General features: G+C 69.4%; 18 protein-coding genes. 9 read left to right on the forward strand and 9 right to left on the reverse strand.

Annotation, left to right across the window (positions count from 1 at the left end; genetic code table 11):
* Positions 1-457 (reverse strand): cation diffusion facilitator family transporter (locus A9X05_RS28660; protein ID WP_156736779.1); only part of this gene is annotated, 457 nt, incomplete at its 3' end.
* 140 nt (positions 458-597) lie between these two features.
* On the reverse strand, positions 598-1,317 hold the full coding sequence (locus A9X05_RS28665; RefSeq protein WP_082971086.1) for a DUF523 domain-containing protein: 720 nt from the start codon (positions 1,315-1,317) through the stop codon (positions 598-600).
* A 135-nt stretch (positions 1,318-1,452) separates the two neighbouring features.
* Between A9X05_RS28665 and A9X05_RS28670 the strand changes: the two genes are divergently transcribed.
* Positions 1,453-2,370, forward strand: a complete 918-nt coding sequence (locus A9X05_RS28670) for an alpha/beta hydrolase (protein ID WP_067785738.1) — start codon at positions 1,453-1,455, stop codon at positions 2,368-2,370.
* Positions 2,371-2,376: 6 nt separating this feature from the next.
* On the opposite strand, the gene A9X05_RS28675 is transcribed toward A9X05_RS28670, so the two are convergent.
* From A9X05_RS28675 to A9X05_RS28690, 4 genes are all read right to left on the reverse strand, one after another.
* Positions 2,377-3,726, reverse strand: a complete 1,350-nt coding sequence (locus A9X05_RS28675) for a hypothetical protein (protein ID WP_067785741.1) — start codon at positions 3,724-3,726, stop codon at positions 2,377-2,379.
* A gap of 94 nt (positions 3,727-3,820) precedes the next feature.
* Positions 3,821-5,050 carry a cytochrome P450 gene (locus A9X05_RS28680; protein ID WP_067785744.1) on the reverse strand — a complete coding sequence of 410 codons (1,230 nt, stop codon included), beginning with the start codon at positions 5,048-5,050 and terminating at the stop codon, positions 3,821-3,823.
* Between the two features lie 150 nt (positions 5,051-5,200).
* Positions 5,201-6,394 carry an MFS transporter gene (locus A9X05_RS28685; protein WP_067754783.1) on the reverse strand — a complete coding sequence of 398 codons (1,194 nt, stop codon included), beginning with the start codon at positions 6,392-6,394 and terminating at the stop codon, positions 5,201-5,203.
* Positions 6,381-7,280 carry an NYN domain-containing protein gene (locus A9X05_RS28690; RefSeq protein ID WP_067754780.1) on the reverse strand — a complete coding sequence of 300 codons (900 nt, stop codon included), beginning with the start codon at positions 7,278-7,280 and terminating at the stop codon, positions 6,381-6,383. Before A9X05_RS28690 ends, A9X05_RS28685 begins: the two co-directional genes overlap by 14 nt.
* Before the next feature lie 98 nt (positions 7,281-7,378).
* Here A9X05_RS28690 and A9X05_RS28695 point away from each other — a divergent pair, with 98 nt between their 5' ends.
* From A9X05_RS28695 to A9X05_RS28705, 3 genes are all read left to right on the forward strand, one after another.
* On the forward strand, positions 7,379-8,251 hold the full coding sequence (locus tag A9X05_RS28695) for an alpha/beta fold hydrolase (RefSeq protein WP_067754777.1): 873 nt from the start codon (positions 7,379-7,381) through the stop codon (positions 8,249-8,251).
* 63 nt (positions 8,252-8,314) lie between these two features.
* Complete coding sequence (locus A9X05_RS28700) at positions 8,315-9,685, forward strand: cytochrome P450 (protein ID WP_067785747.1); 1,371 nt, start codon at positions 8,315-8,317, stop codon at positions 9,683-9,685.
* A gap of 124 nt (positions 9,686-9,809) precedes the next feature.
* Positions 9,810-10,217 carry a hypothetical protein gene (locus A9X05_RS28705; protein WP_067785750.1) on the forward strand — a complete coding sequence of 136 codons (408 nt, stop codon included), beginning with the start codon at positions 9,810-9,812 and terminating at the stop codon, positions 10,215-10,217.
* Here the strand turns inward: A9X05_RS28705 and A9X05_RS28710 are convergent.
* Positions 10,187-12,442 carry an FUSC family protein gene (locus A9X05_RS28710; RefSeq protein WP_082971088.1) on the reverse strand — a complete coding sequence of 752 codons (2,256 nt, stop codon included), beginning with the start codon at positions 12,440-12,442 and terminating at the stop codon, positions 10,187-10,189. The two genes, A9X05_RS28705 and A9X05_RS28710, sit on opposite strands and share 31 nt — an antisense overlap.
* Positions 12,443-12,550: 108 nt before the next feature.
* Here A9X05_RS28710 and galT point away from each other — a divergent pair, with 108 nt between their 5' ends.
* From galT to A9X05_RS28730, 4 genes are all read left to right on the forward strand, one after another.
* Positions 12,551-13,630, forward strand: a complete 1,080-nt coding sequence (gene galT / locus A9X05_RS28715; protein WP_197499233.1) for a galactose-1-phosphate uridylyltransferase — start codon at positions 12,551-12,553, stop codon at positions 13,628-13,630.
* Positions 13,627-14,718 (forward strand): galactokinase, encoded by a 1,092-nt coding sequence (locus A9X05_RS28720; protein ID WP_067785756.1) that lies wholly within the window; start codon positions 13,627-13,629, stop codon positions 14,716-14,718. Before galT ends, A9X05_RS28720 begins: the two co-directional genes overlap by 4 nt.
* Before the next feature lie 81 nt (positions 14,719-14,799).
* A complete protein-coding gene (locus A9X05_RS32455; protein WP_067785759.1) occupies positions 14,800-15,174 on the forward strand; it encodes a hypothetical protein in 375 nt (124 codons plus the stop codon).
* On the forward strand, positions 15,159-15,839 hold the full coding sequence (locus A9X05_RS28730) for a PAS and ANTAR domain-containing protein (RefSeq protein ID WP_067754762.1): 681 nt from the start codon (positions 15,159-15,161) through the stop codon (positions 15,837-15,839). Before A9X05_RS32455 ends, A9X05_RS28730 begins: the two co-directional genes overlap by 16 nt.
* Positions 15,840-15,843: 4 nt before the next feature.
* Here the strand turns inward: A9X05_RS28730 and A9X05_RS28735 are convergent, their stop codons facing one another.
* Positions 15,844-16,329 (reverse strand): hypothetical protein, encoded by a 486-nt coding sequence (locus A9X05_RS28735; protein ID WP_067754759.1) that lies wholly within the window; start codon positions 16,327-16,329, stop codon positions 15,844-15,846.
* Between the two features lie 61 nt (positions 16,330-16,390).
* Complete coding sequence (locus A9X05_RS28740; RefSeq protein ID WP_067754756.1) at positions 16,391-17,065, reverse strand: LpqN/LpqT family lipoprotein; 675 nt, start codon at positions 17,063-17,065, stop codon at positions 16,391-16,393.
* Between the two features lie 191 nt (positions 17,066-17,256).
* Between A9X05_RS28740 and A9X05_RS28745 the strand changes: the two genes are divergently transcribed.
* Positions 17,257-19,751, forward strand: a 2,495-nt coding sequence (locus A9X05_RS28745) for a GH92 family glycosyl hydrolase (RefSeq protein WP_067785762.1), incomplete at its 3' end; no start/stop codon positions are given.

A 19,751-nucleotide genomic window follows, 5' to 3' on the forward strand; every position in this document is an offset into this window, starting at 1 on the left:
AACCCACGTGGCCGATGGCGACGGGGTGAATCAGCCGCAGGACGGCCTCGTAGCCGGCGACGATCGCCGACAGCGTGATCATGCCGATGACGAACAAGCCGGCGATGTCCTCGGCGCGGCCGTAGCCGTAGGTGTAGCGGCGGGTCGGCGCGCGGCGGCACAACGAGAACGCGATCCAGAGCGGGACGGCGGTGAGCGCGTCCGAGAAGTTGTGGATGGTGTCGGCGAGCAGCGCGATCGATCCCGACAGGACGGCGATCACCACCTGCACGGCCGCGGTAGCGCCCAGTCCGACGAGGCTGATCTTGACCGCCCGGATGCCGATCGCGCTGGATTCCAGGGCGGTGTCCACGCTGTCGGCGGCGTCGTGGCTGTGCGGACGCAGTTGGGCTACGAGGCCGCGAATCCCGTGCGCATGTGCGTGCTCGTGGTGATGGTGTTCGCTTCCCGCGCTCATCGGAGCGCTGTCCGCGTACCTGCATGCATACGCAGATAATAGGGCACGCGAGTGGTTCTCGCGAACGCGGACGAGGGCTAGCGGGTCGACGATCCGCGCGCACCCGCGCCTAGCAGTTGACGTGCGAGATGCAGCGTTGATTAGGGTGCTGCGGCGCCGGAAAGCGGAGCTTTACTACCCAGGGTCCGCACCGCATCCTCGGCCAGCAGGTTCTGCCGTTCACCGCGGAGCTCCGCTGCCAGGTCGTGCTCGAGCGCCGGCACTTGCAGCCCGCGGCGGCGCAACTGCCGATCCAGCGCGGCGATGAACAAGCCCTCGCCCGCGCGACGGCACCCGAGAACGGCGCGCTCGTTCATGACGTCGCGCGTAAGCGCGGCGGCGGGACAGGCCGCGACCACGTCCAGCGACGCTCGCATATCCAAAGTGGTCACTACCCCGCACGACGGCGAGGCGCCGATGCCCACGATGCCGGCCACCGTGAACCCGGACCGCTGGTAGTCGGCGACGTCGCGAACCGCCTGCCGAGCCAATCGCCGATAGACCAGGCGGGTCCAGGCCACGAACGCGCGCAGCAACAGGCCGCGGAACGGGTACAGCAGGCCGCCCTTGGAGTGGTAGAGGGGCAGGCTGTGGGGTTTGAGCGCGCCGCCCCAGGCCAGCCGTTCCGGGCAGGGCAGCTGGTGAATCCCGTAGCCGGCGCCGATCAGCTCCTCCACCGCCTCCGCCACCGCACCCGGTCGGGTGGCACCCCCGGCGTAACGCGTGTTCTCGTTCAGCAGGCAGTGCGAGACGAGCATGACCCGTCGACCACGCTCGTCGCGCAGTTGGTCGAGCAGCAACCGCGGTCGTCTGCCACGCATACCGAGAGCATCGACGTCCGGCTGCCCGTTCAGTAGGGGAAAACGTCATCGAAGGCTGGTCCTCTTGGTTCTGGTGAGGTGCCCGCGCCACGCGGCAGATTGGGACGAGTTGTAGCAACTCAGGACGGAACCGACGTGTCAGTGCTGCAGGAAGTGTCGTTCGAGTCCGGCGGGGTGCCGTGCGCGGCCGATCTCTATTGGCCGGCGAACGCGGGCAACGGGCTCGCCTGCGTGGTGATGGGGCACGGCGGCAGCGCCACCAAGCGCCTCGGTCTGCCCGCTTACGCGGAGAAATTCACGGCGGCGGGCCTGGCGGTGCTGGCGTTCGACTATCGGCATTTCGGAGCGAGCGGTGGCGAGCCTCGGCAAGTCATCGACGTCGACGAACAACGGGACGACTACCGGGCGGCGGTGCGATACGCGCGCGGTCGTGACGACATCGATCCGCGTCGGGTTGCGCTGTGGGGAACGTCTCTCAGCGGCGGCCACGTGCTGGCGGTCGCCGCCGACGACCCGGATGTCGCCGCCGTGGTGTCGCAAGTCCCGCTGATCGACGGCTGGCACCGCGGCCGCGGACTACGCGAGCGTCTCAGTTGGGATGTGGCATGGCGGACGCTGCAATTCACCGCCGCCGCGGTCCGCGACGCGGTTGGGGCGAGGTTGGGCCAAGGGCCGTATCTGGTTCCTGTGGTGGATGACTCCGGCGGGACCGCGGTATTCACTGAGCCAGAGGCCGGATTCGCGTTCGAGGCGCTCGGCGGCGAAGCCGTCGGTTGGCGCAACTCGCTGGCTCCCCGCATGCTGTTCGCATTGCCGCGCTATCGCGAAGGCACCGCGGAGAAACTGCACATGCCCGTCCTGATGTGCGTGGGGGACCAAGACCTGCAGGCGTCACCCAGGTTCGCGGTACGGATCGCCTCGCTGATGAATAACGTTGAGCTGCACCGCTACCCGGTCGGGCACTTCGACGTCTACACGGGAAAGCTGTTCGAGGAGATCAGCTCGGTGCAGACGGAATTTCTGCACCGTCATCTGGTCTCGGTGGACGGCTGACGCAATTCAGGTCCAGGGGCCGGGGAAGTGTCCGTCCTGGTCCTGCACCATCACGATGTCCTTGCAGTCGCCGTTGAGGGCCACGGCATTCTCACCGCGGCAGATCAGCGTCCAGCCCGAGATCCGCGCGAAGGGCCGGACCGACCAGGTGGTGGCGATCGGTTCGGTGGCGGGCAGGGCGAGGACGGCGAACGTGTTGCCGACGTTGGTGATGTAGAGGTGGTCTTCGAAGAACGCCATCTTGGCGATCGACATCTTCTTCGCGTCGTCGCGCGTCTTCAGGAAATCCCACTGCTGGCTGCGCAGGTTCCACACCCCGAAACCGAACGGGGAACTGTCCGAATCATGGCCGTCGACAAACAATTTCCCGTCGGACAAGGTGGCGGACAGCCCGCCGCCGGGAATGCGGTCGGAGTCGCCGACCTTGATGACCGCTTTGGCGTTCAGGTCGTAGAACATCGTCGACAGCACGGGCGGGTTGTAGGAATCCCAGCGCGTGATCTTCACCAATTTGTCCGGGCCGTCGGACAATTCGGCGTCCACGCTGCGGATGTCGTTGTCCTGATAGATGGCCTCGCCGCTGGGCCGGCGCAGCTCGGCGCCCGACGTCTTGGCGGGGTCGGTGTTGCGCTGGAACGCGAGAACGTCCTGCCAGGCGCGCCCGGATTGTGGATCGTTCCAGGGCATCGAGAGATCGGTGCCGGACAGGATGACGGTCCGGGGCGGCGAATTGGGGGCGTGCCCGTCGGTGAAGGCGTTGACCCACGCCACGCCCGACGCGGTCGAGGACAGCGACCAGTCCTTCGACGAGGTCAGCTTCAGGTCCGGTGTCGGCGGCTGCAGCTCCTTCGTTGCCAGCGGTTGGCCCGCCTTGAAGTCGAAGGCGTACGCGGTCGCCTTGGCGGCCGCGGGTTGTTGGGCCTGGGCGGGTTTGACGGTCGTGACGACATAGACGACCCGCATGTCCTCCGCCGTGCCCGTCAGCGCGCAGATGGCGCCGGTCAGGTTCTCACCGGCGGGGACCACCGGGAGGGCCGGCGCCACGTATTGGCCGGTCTTCGGATCGAATATTTTCGGGCGGATGTCGTCGAGTGCGGATTTGCTGTCGGAAAATTTCTCCGGACAGCCGAAGTACGCCGTTCCGCCGTAGCTTTTCCAATCCTTCTCCAAGGGACCGGTGATGGGCGCGGGTGCGGCGACGGCGCTGGGCGCGGTTTTCGCCGAAGAAGTCGAGGTGGTGGGCGTCGCGGCGGGTGGGGACGCGGTTTCCGAACACGCCACGAGGGCCAGGCAGGCGGCCAGCGCGGGCAGGGCAGACCCGCATTTGGCCGCAGTTTGCCCCGGAAACGCACGCATCAAAAAACCCCCGTTAAGTTCGTGTAACCAGTGAGCGTAAAGCGGGCGGGGACCAACCGCGACTTGTGTCAGGCGGTCTTCGTCACACCGACGCCTATCGGTCGAACTCGATGGGCAGGCTCTTCGGGCCGCTCAGGCTCACCATCGGCTTCCACGGGACCGGCCCGGCGGTGCGCGGGTTGAGCAGGCGGCCCGCGATGACGTTCAGCGCTTCGGCGATCTCGCGCCGGGCCAGGTTGGCCCCCAGGCAGTAGTGCACACCCCCGCCGAAGGTCAAGATGGGCGGGGCTCCCTCGCGGGTGATGTCGACCCGGTCGGGGTCGTCGTAGACCGCGGGGTCGCGGTTGGCGGCCGCCGTGTTGACCAGGACCATCGTGCCCGCGGGAAAGAGGTAGCCGTCCAGCTCGGCGTCCTCGACCACCAGGCGCAGGGTCCCGCCCGCGATCGGCGAGTGGCGCATGGTCTCCTCGACGGCGCGCATCGCCAGCTCGGGGTGCTCCTTGAGCAGGTCCCATTGCTCGGGGTGCTCGCAGAGGACGTGCACCGACGCGGCCACCTGGTTGCGGGTGGTGTCAGTGCCCGCCAGCAGCAGGCCGCCCGCCAGCATCCGCAGCTCGGCGGTGTTCAGGCGGTCGCCGTCATCCTCGGCGCGGATCAGGTCGGAGAGCAGGTCGTCGGTCAGGCTGTGCCTCCGCCGCGCCACCATGTCGTCGACGTAGTCGTCGAGCTCGCCCCACGCCCGCATGACGACGGGCTCGACCTCCCGGATGTCGACGCTGAAGCTGAAGGCCTTGAACACGTCGTCCGCCCATAGCGAGAACTGTTGCCAGTCCTCGCGCGGGGCCCCGAGCAAGGCGCAGATGATCGGCACGGGGTAGGGGCGGGCAAGGTCGGCGACGACGTCGCAGCGACCCGCGTCGATGACGGCATCGATGAGCCCATTCATCACGTCGACCATGGTGTCGTGCAGCCGCAGGGTCGCGCGGGGGGTGAACGCCTTGGACGTCAGGCTGCGCAGCCGGTGGTGCGCGGCGCCCTCCAGGCACAGCAGGCTGTTGACCACCTTGTCCCACAACGGGCCCGACGTCACCCCCTGGGCGAGCAGGTTGATCCCCGGCGGGATCTGGAATCGCGCATCGCGGAGGACGGAGCGGACCAGGTGGTAGGAGAGGACCTCGGGCCCGTGCGGGCCCATGGCGACCGGGGCGTGCCGCTGCGCCGCCTGGAGGCGGGGGTAGACGTCGGCGGGGGTTTCCTCGGCGTGGTACGCCAGCGTCGGCAGGTCGGCGTCGAAAACGCTTGTGGGGGCGGTACCGACGGCCATGACGGTCTCCTCGAGGTCGCGCGAAGCGAGGCGCCCGCGACAACTTTCACACAATGTATGACCGGCTGGGTTGTGTGTCAACGATATTGCGGGCTCAAGCCGGCCCTCGCCATACGTTGGAGCCGATGTGTGTGGTCGCCAGGGTTGCGGTCACCCGCTCCTTAACGCGCCGACCAGCCGGCCGCCGATCAGCAGGACCGCGAAGACGCCGCCCGTGACCCCCGAAATGAGCAGTGGCAGTTGGCCGTTCGAACCCCACAGGGCACCCGCCCACAAGCCGGCCACCAGCACGGCCAGGCCCACGGCGCCCTGGAACACGCCCTGCGCGCTGGCCTGGTGCCCCGGGTCGACCAACCCCGAGATCCAGGCCTTCCCGACGCCGTCGGTGCACCCGGTGAACATTCCATAGGCGCCGATCAGCAGCCATGCCGTGACGGCGTCCGTGGTCAGCCCCAGCCCGACGTAGCCGATCGCAAAAAAGGCCAGGCCGATGCCGAACAGCGCCGGCCTGCCGATGCGGTCTGCGAGCGCTCCGGCCGGGTAGCTGGCCAGCGCATACACCGCGTTGTAACCGACGTAGGCCAGGATCACCCCGACCACCGAGAAGCCGATTTCGTTGAGGCGCAACAACAACAGGGCATCGGGGAAATTGACCATGCTAAAGACGACCAGGAGCGCGGTCACCCGCCAATACGGCCTCGGCAACGAACGCACACCCGCCCACATGGACTGCCGCCGCTCCCGCGGGGCCCGGCGCCCGCGCTCGCGCACGCCGAAGACGAGTGCCACCGACAGGACGGCGGGCACGATGGCGACATACAGCAACGGCGCGATCCGATGGTCCAGCAGTTCGTAACCCACCAGCCCGAGCAGCGGACCGACGACGGCGCCGAAGGTGTCCATCGCGCGGTGGAAGCCGAAAACCCTCCCGCGCAAGGCGTCATCGACGTCATCGACCAACAGCGCGTCGCGCGGTGCGCCGCGAATGCCCTTGCCGAGCCGGTCGACCACGCGACCCGCCAGCACGCCCGGCCACGCCCCGGCCACCGCGATGATGACCTTGCCGAGCGCGGCCATGCCGTAGCCGGTGGCGATCAACGGGCGCCGGGCGAACCGGTCGCCGAGCGGGCCCGCCGCGAGCTTCGTCAGCGACGCCGCACCCTCGGCCGCCCCCTCGACTGCGCCCACCACCGACGGCGGGGCGCCCAGCACGGCCGTCAGGTAGATCGGCAACAGCGGGTACAACAGCTCGCTGGCCGCGTCTTGCAGGAACGAGACCCCGGAGAGCACCCGGACGTTGCGGGTCAGCCACCGGGGCCCCGAGATGGTTTCAGTCTTGCGCACGCAACCGCACCATCCGCGTCGTCGACGTCTCGTCCAACTCGACGACATCGGAGCGCGAACGCAGGAAATCGCTGAATGACCGGAATCCCAACGACCTTTCGCTGAACGACGGGTCCATCCGTTTCATCTGGGCCTTCACCGCGGAGTTGTGCAGCCAGTCGACGTCGTCCTTGTCCAGGCCGATCTGCAGCGCGCGCGTCAGCAGCGCCGTGGCGGCCGCCTGGGGATCGGGCGGCTCCGGCTCCTCGGGCGCCGCCTCCTTGGCACGCCCGGAGCGTCGCTTCGCCGGCTTGGCGTCGGCTTCGGCGGCCTGCGGTGCGAGCGCAGGCACGCCCGGCAGCGAGTCGTAGATGACGAACTCGTCGCAGGCCGCCGCCAGCGCCCGGCTCGACGCGCCGGCCACCCCGATCCCCACCACGTACCGGCCCAGCCTCTTGCAGCGCTGGGCCAGCGGGATGTAGTCGGAGTCGCCGGCCACGATCACGACGTGGGTCAGGTCGGGCAGCCGGAACATGTCCTCGACCGCGTCGACGGCCAACCGGATGTCCGCTCCGTTCTTGCCGTAGGCCGCCGCGGGGAACAACTGCACCAGGTCGACCGCGCGGCCCACCAGCTGCCCGCGATAGCCGGTGTTGATATCGGCCGACCAGTCGGCGTAGGCGCGGGTGAGCACCAGCGTCCCGAACGACGATGCGAAGTCGAGGATGGCGCCGACGTCCACCGTGGCCCGGTCCAGCCGCTCGCCGTACTGCTCGAGGCCCTTGGCCTTGTCCCGCTGGAACGAGTTGCGACCGTGCACCTGGTCATATCGCGAGATCACGATGTTGTCGAAGTCGAGGTAGACGGCCACGCGGGCCGCAACCGGTTCGGTCATGCAGTAGATCATCGCTGAGGCGTCCGGCACTGTGGCGGCCGGAAGCGTTTTCCCTCACAGATTCGCCCACACAGGCCTCTAAACGACGCCGGAGCGGGTACACCGGGGCCATGAACGAGTTGAAGTATCTCGAGCTGCACGGCGACCGGGTCGCCTACCGCGACGAGGGTGACGGCGAGGTGCTCCTGCTCATCCACGGCATGGCGGGCAGCTCAGAGACGTGGCGGTCGATCATCCCGCCGCTGGCCAAGAAGTTCCGGGTCATCGCCCCGGACCTGCTCGGCCACGGCGCATCGGCGAAGCCCCGCACGGACTATTCGCTGGGTGCGTTCGCGGTCTGGCTTCGCGATCTGCTCGACGAGCTGGGCGTCAGCCAGGCCACCTTGGTCGGTCAATCGCTCGGCGGCGGCGTCGCGATGCAGTTCGTCTACCAGCACCCCGACTACGCCAAGCGCCTGATCCTGATCAGCAGCGGCGGGCTGGGGCCCGACGTCGGCTGGGTGCTGCGGCTGCTGTCGGCGCCCGGGGCGGAGCTGGTGCTGCCCATCATCGCGCCCAAGCCGGTATTGGCCGTCGGCAATCGGCTCAGGTCGTGGTTGCGCGGGGCCGGCATCCACTCGCCGCGCGGGGCCGAAATGTGGAGCGCCTACTCGTCGCTGTCCGACGGCGAGACCCGGCAGTCGTTCCTGCGCACGCTGCGGTCGGTGGTGGACTACCGGGGCCAGGCGGTCAGCGCGCTCAGCAGGCTGCGGCTGCGCGAGGACCTGCCGGTGATGGCGATTTGGGGCGAGCGGGATGCCATCATCCCCGTCGACCACGCGTACGCCGCGCACGAGGCCCGCACCGACGCGCGGCTGGAAATCCTGCCCGACGTGGGTCACTTCGCTCAGGTCGAGGCGCCGAACCAGGTGGTGGAGCTGATCGAAGACTTCATCGCGACCGGCGACCGCCACGAGACGGATACCACCCAGCTGCGGATGTGAGCTGAGGGGGCGGCGCAAAGTAATTCCGCTCCGCCGCGCGGGCCCGTCGTAAAATGACGGGCGATGCGCAAAGCCGCGCGTTCCACGCTCCCGCCGGGGCCCCGGCTGCCCCGGGTTCTACAGGCCGCGTTGATGTTGCACCGCGGGTCGCACTTCGTTGCCGCCTGCCGGCGTCGTTATGGGAACGTGTTCACGCTGCGCGTCGCGGGGATGGGCACGCTGGTGTACTTGGCCGACCCGGCCGACATCAAGACGGTCTTCGCCGGCGACCCGCGCGTTTTCCATGCCGGAGAAGCCAATTCGATCTTGAGCGGATTGCTGGGCGAGAGCTCGCTTCTGGTGATCGACGAGGATGTCCACCGCGACCGGCGCCGGCTGATGCTGCCGCCCTTCCATCGGGACGCCGTCGCTCGCCAAGCCGGGCAGATGGCCGACATCGCCGCCGCCAAGATCGCCGAGTGGCCGGTGGGCAAGAGCTTCGCGGCCGCGCCCAAGATGTCGGAGATCACGCTGGAGGTCATCCTGCGGACGGTCATCGGTGCCACGGATCCGGCCCGGCTCGCCGCCCTGCTCGCGATCATGCCCCGGCTGCTCACGGTGGGCCCCTGGGCGACTCTGGCGCTGGCCAGGCCGGAGCTGCAGCGTTACCTCCCGTGGCGGGCGCTGCGGCGCCGGATGGCCGAGGCGGACCGCCTGCTCTACGCCGAGATCGCCGAGCGCCGCGCCGACCCCGACCTGGCCGAGCGCACCGACGTGCTGGCCATGCTCGTCCGTGCCGACGAGGGCGGGCACCCGATGTCGGACCGCGAGTTGCGGGATCAGCTGATGACGTTGCTGGTGGCCGGGCACGACACCACCGCGAACGGGTTGTCCTGGGCGCTCGAGCGGTTGACCCGCCATCCGGCCGTGCTGGCCAAGGCCACGGCCGCCGCCGAGGCCGGCGCCGGGAGCGATCCGGCCGGAGACGAGTATCTCGACGCGCTGGTGAAGGAGACGTTGCGGATCCGCCCGGTGGTCTTCGACGTGGGGCGGGTGCTCACCGAACCGGCCGACGTGGCCGGCTACCGGCTGCCGGCCAGGGTCATGGTGGCGCCCGGAATCGGGCTGGTGCACACCAGCGCCGCGGTTTATCCGGACCCGCACCGATTCGACCCCGACCGCATGCTGGGCGCCACCCTCACCCCGACGACCTGGTTCCCGTTCGGTGGCGGCAACCGCCGCTGTCTGGGCGCCGGGTTCGCCTCGGTCGAGATGCGCGTGGTGTTGCGCGAGATTCTGCGCCGGGTCGAGTTGTCTACCACGTCCGCGCCCGACGAACGCCAGCGGCTGAAATTCGTTGTCCTGGTGCCACATCGCGGGGCCCGCATTCGCCTGCGGGCGGTCAGGGACGTTCCCGCCGCGGCGCCCGCCGCCACCGAGGCCCCGGCCCGCTAGCTGTACTGCCCAGGCAGCTTCGACGTCGCCGTCGCAGTCCCTTTCGACTATTGGGATCGGTAGCAAACCCGGCGTGACCTAATGCCAGCACCATAAAGGCGAGCCTTGAAAGAAAAGAAGATTCATGAAAATCACAGCGATAGTCGCGTCCGGCCTCGTCGCCGTCGCGCTGGCGGCGGCCGGATGGGCGCAGGCCGAGACCGCGCCGGCGCCCGTCGGGAGCCGGTTCTACGCGCTGGCCCCCGCCCCGCAGCCCGATCCCGAGGCGGAGGTCGCCGAACTGCAGTGGCAGGTGAACGACCTGCACGACAACTGGGACAACCTCACCCCGGCGGAACGTCAGCAACGGCTGACGCAGCTGCAGCAGCAGTCCACCACGGTGTCGAACGACGTGCAGAACCTGCCTCCTGCGCAACGGCCCGGCGTCGAAATGCGGCTGTTGCAAACGATGCTGGCGCTGTTCGACCTGGTGCGAAAAGCCCAGGGGCCCAACCAGCCGTGCTATTTCCCCGCATGCCTGCCCGGCCTCTGAAACCCGTCGGTGTGAAATTCGGCCGCGGCGGTTTCGCGCCCGCCGAGGTTGGTGGCCGCGGTCACGACGGCCCGCTCGATCTGGCGCAGCGCGTGCACCGCGGTGAGTAATCGGCGGGTGTCGGGCATCGGCGATCCGGCCTCGCCGTCCCGCTGCCGGGCCAGCGTCTCCGCGGCGTCGAGCTCGTCTGCCGCCGACACCATGGTCGGCGCGCGGCCACTGCCGATGGCTGCGGCCAGCGCGTCGATGTTGCGCCGCGTCTGAGCCGCGGCCGCCGAAAAGGCCTGGGCCAGTTCGAAGGTGAGCGGCTGGGCCCCCAGCGGATCCTGGTATCGCTCGCTGCTACGCGCCAGGCTGCGCCCGTACCGGTCGCACGCGGCGAAGATGCGCAGGGCGCGGCGAATGCTGCGCCGGCCCGCCAGGCCGGCGACGCCCGCCAGCAGCGGCTTGGCGGTCACCCGGAACTGCTGGAGGTCCCGGTCCAGTTGGCGTGCCTGCTCGGACGGGCTCCCGCTCGCGTCGTCGCCGAGCATCGTCCCGGTCGACACCTCGACGAGCGCCGACAGGCTGGCGAGGAACGTTCGGGTGTCGTCGCGGATCGCCTCCCTGGTGTGCGTCGGCAACACGACCACGGCCACCGTCGCCCCGATCACCGCGCCGAGGGCGGTCTCTTCGATCCGCAACATCAGCACGCCGAACGAGAATTGCCCGAGCAGGCCGTACAGCAACGCCAGCATCGTCGTGATCCAGAAGGTCATCAGGCTGTACGTGACCGTCATGAAATAGAAGGCGCAGAACAGGCAGACGAAGATGCCGGCGAGCGCGGCCGTCTTGTCGCCGGCCAGCAGCGTGGCCACCAGCACGCCGCACGGCACGCCGAGCAGGGTGCCGAGCAGGCGCTGCCAGCCTTTGGTCAGGGTTTCGCCCCACGAGTTCGTGCCGGCGAAGATGACGAACGCGGCGATCACCGCCCAATACCAGCGGGCGGGTGACACCAGCTCGCCCGCGATGATCGCGAGCGACGCGGCGACGGCGACCTGGATGGCCTGCCGGGTGGTCGGCCGGAGGCCCTGCGACGGTGCCTCGTCGGCGGGCTCGCCGGGCGCGTCCGGCGGCGCGCCGTCCGAGGCAGGCGGGCGCTCGCTGTCCCGGTTCTCCAGGGCGCCCGCCTGGCCGGCCGCGGCGCGGTCGACAATGGCCCGAACGTCGGAAGTCGCTGTGGCGGCGTTGATTATCGCCAGGGCGAGGCGGCGCACGGCGGCGCTGCCCGGATCGTCACCGGCGGCGCCGCGCTGCTCGTCCAGCAGCCGTTGCGCCCGCGCGCCGGCTTGGCGGAGGCCGTCGGGCTCGGGCAGGCGGATGGCCCGCGCCAGCCGCGACAGCGCGTCGACGAGCGCGACCCGAGTCGGTGCGGGTATCGCGCTCGGGTCCTCCGACATCAGCGCCGCGGCCCGCCGCCCGGCCGTCGCCACCCACTCGATGGCCAGCTCCGCGTCCAGCAGCCAGGGGGCCAACTGTTCGGCGGTGACGCCGGGCCACAGCATCGCGGGGTCGGCCTTGTCCTCGATCTGGCTCTGCACCATCAGCGCGGTCTCGTTGAGCCGGGTGGTGCGCGCCCGCATCCGGCGCCTGCGCCGTTCGTCGAGGCGGCCGGTGCGGACGGCGTCCGCGGTGGTGTCGACGACGATCGCCATCCGCGCCCGCAACGCACGGACGGTCGCCCGCAGCACGCGGTCCGGCCGATCGGGCATGACGTAGGTGGTCATCACGAACGTGCACACCGTGCCCACCGCGACCGCCCCGATCATCCACGGCAGCTCCGAGACGCTCGCACGCAGATACAGCGTGAAGAAGTAGGACATGAAGGCGACCATGCCCAACGCCCGGCCGCGCGCCCCGAAGCGGCGGACGTAGGCGGCGGTGAACACGACGAGCACGAACACCGCGTCACTGACCACCTGGTGGGGCGCGAGCGCCGCCGCGGCGGCGATGGCCACGGCGGCGGGCACGGGCAGCAGCGCCATGGTGATCCGCTGCTGCCCCGGGTCCGGCTCGTTGACCGATCGCGAAGCGACCATCGTGATGACGACGCCCAGCAACGCGACCGTCAGCGGCTGCCCCGTCGCACGGGTCGCGGCGTACAGGACCAGCAGTGAACAGCCGAGCGCGGCCGTCGTCCGCGTCGCCATGCGCAGCCGGAGCAGACCGGGATCGGAGCCGACCACCCAGTTGCGCGCCTGTTCGTAGAAGTCGGTGATCGCCGCGCCCCCCTTCTGGCCTGCCGAACGCATCATGGGTTACCCGAACTTCGGCACAAGCTAGTCTTCGACATCGTGACAGCGCCGACGCGGGCCAAGCTGGCCGACGGCCGTGACCTGCTCTTCTTCGCGCTGCCCGGGCACCGCCCGGCGCCGGTCGACGACCGCAGGCCGCTGCCTGCGCGCGACGGTCAGCGATCCGAGCTGCGGTTCGACCAGACGACGGGGCAGTGGGTGATCGTCGCGGCGCTGCGCCAAGACCGCACCTACAAGCCGCCCCCCGACCAGTGCCCGCTGTGCCCCGGCCCGACCGGGCTGACCAGTGAGGTGCCCGCGCCGGACTACGACGTCGTGGTCTTCGAGAACCGCTTCCCCAGCCTGTCCGGCTCGGGTCCGGCGCCCGCGCTCCCGGGTGCCGGCTTCGTGTGCGCTCCGGGGCACGGGCGCAGCGAGGTGATCTGCTTCTCCAGCGACCACACCGGCTCCTTCGCCGGGCTGGACGTCGCGCACGCCCGGCTGGTCATCGAGGCGTGGCGGCACCGCACCGGCGAACTGTTGGCCGCGCCGGGCATCGAGCAGGTGTTCTGCTTCGAGAACCGCGGCGAGGAAATCGGGGTGACGTTGACCCACCCGCACGGGCAGATCTACGGCTACCCGTATCTGACGCCGCGCACCGCCGCCATGCTGGGGCAGGCGCGCGAGCACCGAATGCGCCACGGCACCAACCTCTTCGGCGACCTACTGGCCGGCGAAATCGCCGACGGCAGCCGAATCGTCGCGCGCGATGACCTGTTCACCGCGTTCGTGCCCTTCGCGGCGCGGTGGCCGGTCGAGGTGCACATCTACCCGAACAGGTTCGTGCGCAACCTCACCGAACTCGGCGAGGACGAACGGGAGGGTTTCGCGCGGATCTACCTGGACATGCTGCGGCGATTCGACCGGATGTATTCCTCACCGCTGCCCTACATTTCGGCGTTGCACCAGTACGCCGACACCGACGCCCAGGCTGACGGCTACTTCCACGTCGAGTTGATGTCGATCCGGCGCAGCGCCACCAAGCTGAAGTACCTGGCGGCCTCCGAGTCGGCGATGGACGCGTTCATCAGCGATGTCACGCCCGAAAGCGTGGCTGAGCGGCTGCGTGAGCTCGGATGACCGTCCGCTACGCCGCCCCCGGTCGGGTCAACCTGATCGGCGAGCACACCGACTACAACCTGGGGTTCGCCTTGCCGATCGCGCTGCCGCAGCGCACGGTGGTGACGTTCAGGCCCGACGGCAGCGATGCCGTCACGGTGGGCAGTGACCGCGCGGACGGGTCGGTGCGGATCGCGCTCGACACCGTGCCCGGCGACGTGGCCGGCTGGGCCGCCTACGTCGCCGGGGTGGTGTGGGCACTGCGGCGCGCCGGCCACCCGGTGCCCGGCGGCGCGATGCGCATCACCAGCGACGTGGAGATGGGGTCGGGACTGTCGTCGTCGGCGGCGCTGGAGTGCGCGGCGCTGGGCGCGATCGCGGCGGCCGCCGGGGCACGCATCGACCGCATCGAGCAGGCGAGGCTGGCCCAGCGCGCCGAGAACGAGTACGTCGGCGCCCCAACGGGTTTGCTCGACCAGCTGGCGTCGCTGTTCGCCCGGCCGGCGACGGCGCTGCTGATCGACTTCCGCGATCTCACGGTCGAGCCGGTGGCCTTCGACCCGGACGCCGCCGGTGTCGCGCTGCTGTTGATCGACTCCCGTGCCCGCCACAGTCACGCCGGCGGCGACTACGCCGCGCGCCGCGCGTCGTGCGAGCGGGCGGCGGCGGAGCTCGGGGTGTCGTCGTTGCGCGAGATCGGCGTCCGCGGGCCCTCGGTCGTGGCCGCGGTCCGTGACCCCGTCGACGCCCGCCGGGCCCGCCACGTGCTGAGCGAGAATCAGCGGGTGCTCGACTGCGTAGCGGCCCTCCGCGATGCGGACTTCGGCGAAGCCGGGCGGATCTTCAACGCCTCGCACGCGTCCATGCGTGACGACTTCGAGATCACCACCCAACACATCGACCTGATCGCCGACACCGCGGTGGGGGCCGGCGCGCTGGGCGCGCGGATGACCGGCGGCGGGTTCGGCGGCTGCGTGATCGCGCTCGTGCCGGCCGACCGGACCGGCGCGGTCGACGAGGCGGTGCGACGCGCGGTACGCGACGCCGGTTTCGGGCCGCCGGTAATCGCCCGGACCCGCGCCGCCGCCGGCGCGGGACCGTGGGATTGACCGAGCCCGCCCGACACGGCCCGTTCCGCACTTAGCGGCCATAGCTGTAACGCGCCCGCAGATAGCTGTAACGTAACGGCTATGCCGGGGATGACATGCGCGATGTGCGGGGCGGGTTTCTCGGCCCGGGCCGATGCCGTCTACTGCTCGCCGGCCTGCCGGCAGAAGGCCCATCGCGTTCGAGCGGCGCGCCGCACGGCCGCGCTGCGGGAAACCCTGCGGCGGCGCTCCGCGACCGGTGCGGGCGCGTATTCGGCCTCTACCCGGTCGCTGCAGCTTTCGGTCGCCAGCTCCATGCAGCGCTCGCGTCAGCAGCTCGACCGGGCGCGCGAACTATGCCGCGTGTCCGCGCTGCGACTGCAGGAAAGCGACGCCATCCGGAAGGCGTCGCTCGAAGGGAGGGCGGGGTGGGCGGCAAAGTCGGAGACGGGGCGTGCGCTGTGGCGTGGGAACTAGACGGCCAGACGGCGGCGGTGGAGGAGGCCCTCGCCGGCGGCACGCCGCAGCGGGCCGGGTGGTTTCGCTTCTACTTCGAGGACCAGCGCTGGGAGTGGTCCGACTCCGTGTACCGGATGCACGGCTACGAACCCGGAACCGTCACCCCGACGACGGAGCTGGTGATCGCCCACAAGCACCCGGCCGACCGCAACCAGGTCGCCGCAACCATCAACGACATGGTCGAACACCGGCAGGCGTTCAGCACCAGGCACCGCATCGTGGACACTCGCGGCAACACCCACGACGTGGTCGTGGTGGGCGACCAATTCTGCGACAGCAACGGCGAGGTGATCGGCACCCACGGCTTCTACGTGGACGTCACCCCGGCGCGCAGCCGCAAGCGCGAGGAGAGCATCAGCGAGCAGGTGGCCGAGATCGCCGAGCGTCGCGGCGCCATCGACCGGACCAAGGGCATGTTGATGTTGGTTTACGGCGTCGACGAGCTGGCGGCGTTCAACCTACTCAAATCCCTGTCGCAGGTGCGCAACATGAAGCTGGGCGCGCTGGCCGAGCAAATCGCGAAGGACTTCTCGGAGTTGGGCAGGGAGGTCATCACGTCGCGCTCGCGGTTCGACCAGCGCCTGCTCACCGCGCACGATCGGGCCTTCGGCGCCGACAACTGAGCGGCTATCCCACCGGGATCAGGCGCACCGCTCCCAGGTGCATCCGGTCGACCGCCTCGGCGAACTCGTCGCGTGTCGGTATCCGGTGATCGCGGAACTTGAGCCCGATCATCCGCTGCGCGCGCTGGACGCCGTAGGACTCGGCGCAGCGCAGGAAGAGGTCGGACACCGTGGCCCGGTCGCGGATGAGCTCGCCGCGCATCGCGGTCGTCTTGCCGTCGTAGACGACCTGAGCGGGTGCGCCGTCGCGGAAGTTCTGCTTCCAGGGCGCGCCGGTCAGCGCGTAGAGCTGACCGTCAATCACATGGGCGCTCAACGGAATTGAGAACGGCCGGCCCGTTTTTCGCCCGGTGAAGCTCAGCACCATCAGCTGTTTGCGGGCGGGACCGGCCAGCGGGGTGCGCAACAGGAAACCCATCATCGGGTTGACGATGCGCATCAGCGCCGACGGGGGATGCCCGGCCTCTATCTGATGCGACTGCTCGGCCATGCGCTTACCGTAAGGCCAATCGGGCCCCCGGCCTAGGGCCGAGGGGCAGCACGGTCCTAGGTCACGGCGTGATCGTCGTCTGGTCGTCGATGATCTTCGTGACGTCCATCAGCGGGCCCTGATCGGCCTGCGGGCCCTCGGCGTTGAGTTGGAGCACGTAGACGGCGCCCTGGCTGGGGATCACCACCGTCTTCTGGGCGATGACACGGGTGGCGCCGTCCTTCTGATAGGTGCCCCCGATTTGCCACGCCTGGAAACCGCCGAGCGTCGACGCGCTGCCGTCGCCGCTGCCGTCGAACCCGGGCAGGTTCTGCACCTCGCCCGGCGCGTACTGGATGACCTTCGCCGGGTCGACGTTGCCCGACAGCCGGGAGAACAGCGCCGAGACGGTGGGCGCGTCGGCGGGGTTACTGGGCTGGGTCATGACGATGCCGCCATATGACGTGCCCGCGTTCTGGTTGAGCTGCCAGCCGTTGGGCACCGGCAGGTCGACGTTCGGGCCGGGATCGCCGTGATGGACGGGGGTCTCCGTGATGTGGTTGTCCTTCACGTAGTCGGCGATGGTGTATTTGGCTTTGGCGGCCGGTGCCGCGCTGGTCGCCGACGACGTGGTGGATGTCGAGGCGGATGTGGTCGTCGATGTCGTCGATTGATTGCCGGATTTGTGGTCACCGCCGCAACCGACGAGCGCCAAACTCAGCGCCACGGAAATGGTTGCTGTCGTCAAATGTTTCATCGATCCAATCTCCCGAAAATTGGGGCCGGTACCAGCGCCGGCCACGCCGAGACGACAGTAGCCGAAATGGCGCCCGCGTTTGCCGATATTTTTTTGAACTTTGGGCGCCGCCGTGATGGTCGAAGCAAATCGTTATCCAATTCGGTTGGAAAACGCCCACTCAATACACAGTTGTCCAGTAAGAGACAGGTATGCGGGCACGAAGGACCATCGTCGCGATTCTCGCGGCGTCGGTCGTCTTCATGGCGTTCATCGCTGCCGCGCCGCCGATGGCCTATGACGGCGAGCCCACATTGGTGGCCAGCCCGGTCGACCACGTCGCCACGCTCATCGGCACCGGGACGGGCGGCCGGACGGTGGGGGAGATCAACAACTTCCCGGGCGCCACCGTGCCGTTCGGAATGGTGCAGTACTCACCGGACACGGTGGGCAACTACGCCGGTTACAACTACGACAACCCGCGCGCGAGCGGGTTCAGCATGACCCACGCCTCGGTCGGCTGCGCGGCGTTCGGTGACATCTCGATGTTGCCGACCGGCAACGGAATTGGCATGCAACCCTGGAAGTCCTGGGAGCGGATCGCCCACGACGACACCGAACAGGGCGTGCCGGGCTATTACACGGTGCGGTTTCCGGATACCGGGGTGAAGGCCGAACTCACCGCCACGACGCGCACCGGCGTCGGCCGGTTCAGCTACCCGCACAACGGCCGCCCCGCCCTGCTTCAGGTGCGATCCGGCGCATCGCTGGCCGGCAACTCCCGCGCAACCATTCAGATCGGCGAGGACAACACGACGATCACGGGCTGGGCCACCAGTGGCGGATTCTGCGGCAAGAACAACACGTACACGGTCTATTTCGCGATGAAGTTCAGCCAGCCGTTCACCGCCTACGGCGCATGGGATGGCTTCGCGGTTTACCCCGGCGCCCGCAGCGCGAATTCCCCGTACAGCGGCGGATACGTGCAGTTCCCGCCCGGCTCGGTGCTAGAGGTGCGTACCGCGATCTCCTACGTCGGCATCGACGGGGCGCGGGCGAATTTGGCGGCCGAGGGCGGCGCAAGTTTCGACGACGTGCGCGCCGCGGCGTCGCGGGAATGGAATGCCAGCCTGTCACGCATCGCCGTCGCCGGCCGCAATGTCGACGACCTGGACACCTTCTACACCTCGCTGTACCGATCCCTCTTGCACCCCAACACCTTCAACGACGCCGACGGCCGATACGTCGGGTTCGACGGCGCCGTGCACACCGTGGCCGCGGGGCGGACGCAGTATGCCAACTTCTCCGACTGGGACACCTACCGCTGCCTGGCGGCGTTGCAGGCGCTCCTCTTTCCAGACCGGGCCGGCGACATGGCCCAATCGCTGGTGAACGACGCCGAGCAGAGCGGCGCGCTGCCGCGCTGGGCGTTCGCCAACGCCGCGACCGCGGAGATGAGCGGCGACAACGTCGTGCCGCTCATCGTGAACCTCCACGCGTTCGGGGCCGAGAACTTCGACACCCGAACGGCGCTGCGCTACATGGTGAATGCGGCGACGAAAGGCGGGGTCGGGCTGAACAAATACGTGGAGCGGCCGGGCATCGCCACCTACCTGGAGCGCGGCTACGCACCCTTCACGCAGGAATTCGGCCTCGACGGCTGGATCGCCGACGCGTCGATCACGCTGGAATGGTCGGTCGACGACTTCGCCATCTCGCGATTCGCCGACTCGCTCGGCGAGGACGCCACGGCCGCCGAATTCCAAGCCCGGTCGCAGTATTGGCAGAACCTGTTCAACCCGAGCACCGGTTACGTCTCACCGCGCAGCTGGACCGGATTCTTCCGCGACGGCCCGGGTTTCGTCGAGCCCCAGTCGAGTTTCGGCCAGATCGGCTACGACGAGGGCAACGCCGCGCAGTACGTCTGGTGGGTGCCGCACAACGTGGCCGGCCTGGTGACCGCGCTCGGCGGCCGTGACGCGGTGGCCGCGCGCCTCGACGCCTTCACCGAGAGACTCAACGTCGGGCCCAACGAGCCCTACCTGTGGGCCGGCAACGAACCGGGCTTCGGGGTGCCGTGGCTGTACAACTACATCGGTCAGCCGTGGAAGGCGCAACACACGGTCGACCGGGTGCGGGGCCTGTTCGGCCCGACGCCGGACGGCGAGCCCGGCAACGACGACCTCGGCGCGATGGCCAGTTGGTATGTCTGGGCGGCGCTGGGGCTCTACCCGAGCACACCCGGAACGGCGATCCTCACCGTCGGCGCACCGCTTTTCGACCGCGCGGTGATCGCGCTCCCGCACGGCAGGGCCATCCGGATCTCGGCGCCCGGCGCGTCCGGACCGTACCACCTCAGGTACATCAGTGGCCTGCGCGTCGACGGTCGCGCCACCGACAACACGTGGCTGCCCGAGTCGTTCGTCCGCACGGGGGGCGAACTGGCGTTCTCGCTGGGCGCTTACCCCGACAAGCATTGGGGTACAAGCGAATCGGCGGCGCCCCCGTCCTTCGGCGCGGGCGGTTCGGCGGTGACCGTCAACGTCGCCAACCCGGTGGTCACGATCGCGCCGGGGAGCACGGGCACGGTGAGACTCGACGCGCAACGGATGGCCGGCGACGGGGGTTACACGGTCACCGGCGCCGCCTCGGACCGCGGGATCACCGTGACGCCCATGGCTGGCCAATTCTCCGCCGACGGGTCGGC

The organism is Mycobacterium sp. E3298 (assembly GCF_001666895.1).
Lineage (GTDB): Bacteria > Actinomycetota > Actinomycetes > Mycobacteriales > Mycobacteriaceae > Mycobacterium.

What these genes read in the sequence shown, in the direction of transcription:
- A9X05_RS32455 (WP_067785759.1), top strand. Translation starts at nt 14,800, where the DNA reads ATGCCGGGGATGACATGCGCGATGTGCGGGGCGGGTTTCTCGGCCCGG.
- A9X05_RS28705 (WP_067785750.1), top strand. Translation starts at nt 9,810, where the DNA reads ATGAAAATCACAGCGATAGTCGCGTCCGGCCTCGTCGCCGTCGCGCTG.
- A9X05_RS28675 (WP_067785741.1), bottom strand. Translation starts at nt 3,726, where the DNA reads ATGCGTGCGTTTCCGGGGCAAACTGCGGCCAAATGCGGGTCTGCCCTG.
- A9X05_RS28690 (WP_067754780.1), bottom strand. Translation starts at nt 7,280, where the DNA reads ATGATCTACTGCATGACCGAACCGGTTGCGGCCCGCGTGGCCGTCTAC.
- A9X05_RS28665 (WP_082971086.1), bottom strand. Translation starts at nt 1,317, where the DNA reads ATGCGTGGCAGACGACCGCGGTTGCTGCTCGACCAACTGCGCGACGAG.
- A9X05_RS28700 (WP_067785747.1), top strand. Translation starts at nt 8,315, where the DNA reads ATGCGCAAAGCCGCGCGTTCCACGCTCCCGCCGGGGCCCCGGCTGCCC.
- A9X05_RS28720 (WP_067785756.1), top strand. Translation starts at nt 13,627, where the DNA reads ATGACCGTCCGCTACGCCGCCCCCGGTCGGGTCAACCTGATCGGCGAG.
- A9X05_RS28695 (WP_067754777.1), top strand. Translation starts at nt 7,379, where the DNA reads ATGAACGAGTTGAAGTATCTCGAGCTGCACGGCGACCGGGTCGCCTAC.
- A9X05_RS28735 (WP_067754759.1), bottom strand. Translation starts at nt 16,329, where the DNA reads ATGGCCGAGCAGTCGCATCAGATAGAGGCCGGGCATCCCCCGTCGGCG.
- A9X05_RS28740 (WP_067754756.1), bottom strand. Translation starts at nt 17,065, where the DNA reads ATGAAACATTTGACGACAGCAACCATTTCCGTGGCGCTGAGTTTGGCG.
- A9X05_RS28680 (WP_067785744.1), bottom strand. Translation starts at nt 5,050, where the DNA reads ATGGCCGTCGGTACCGCCCCCACAAGCGTTTTCGACGCCGACCTGCCG.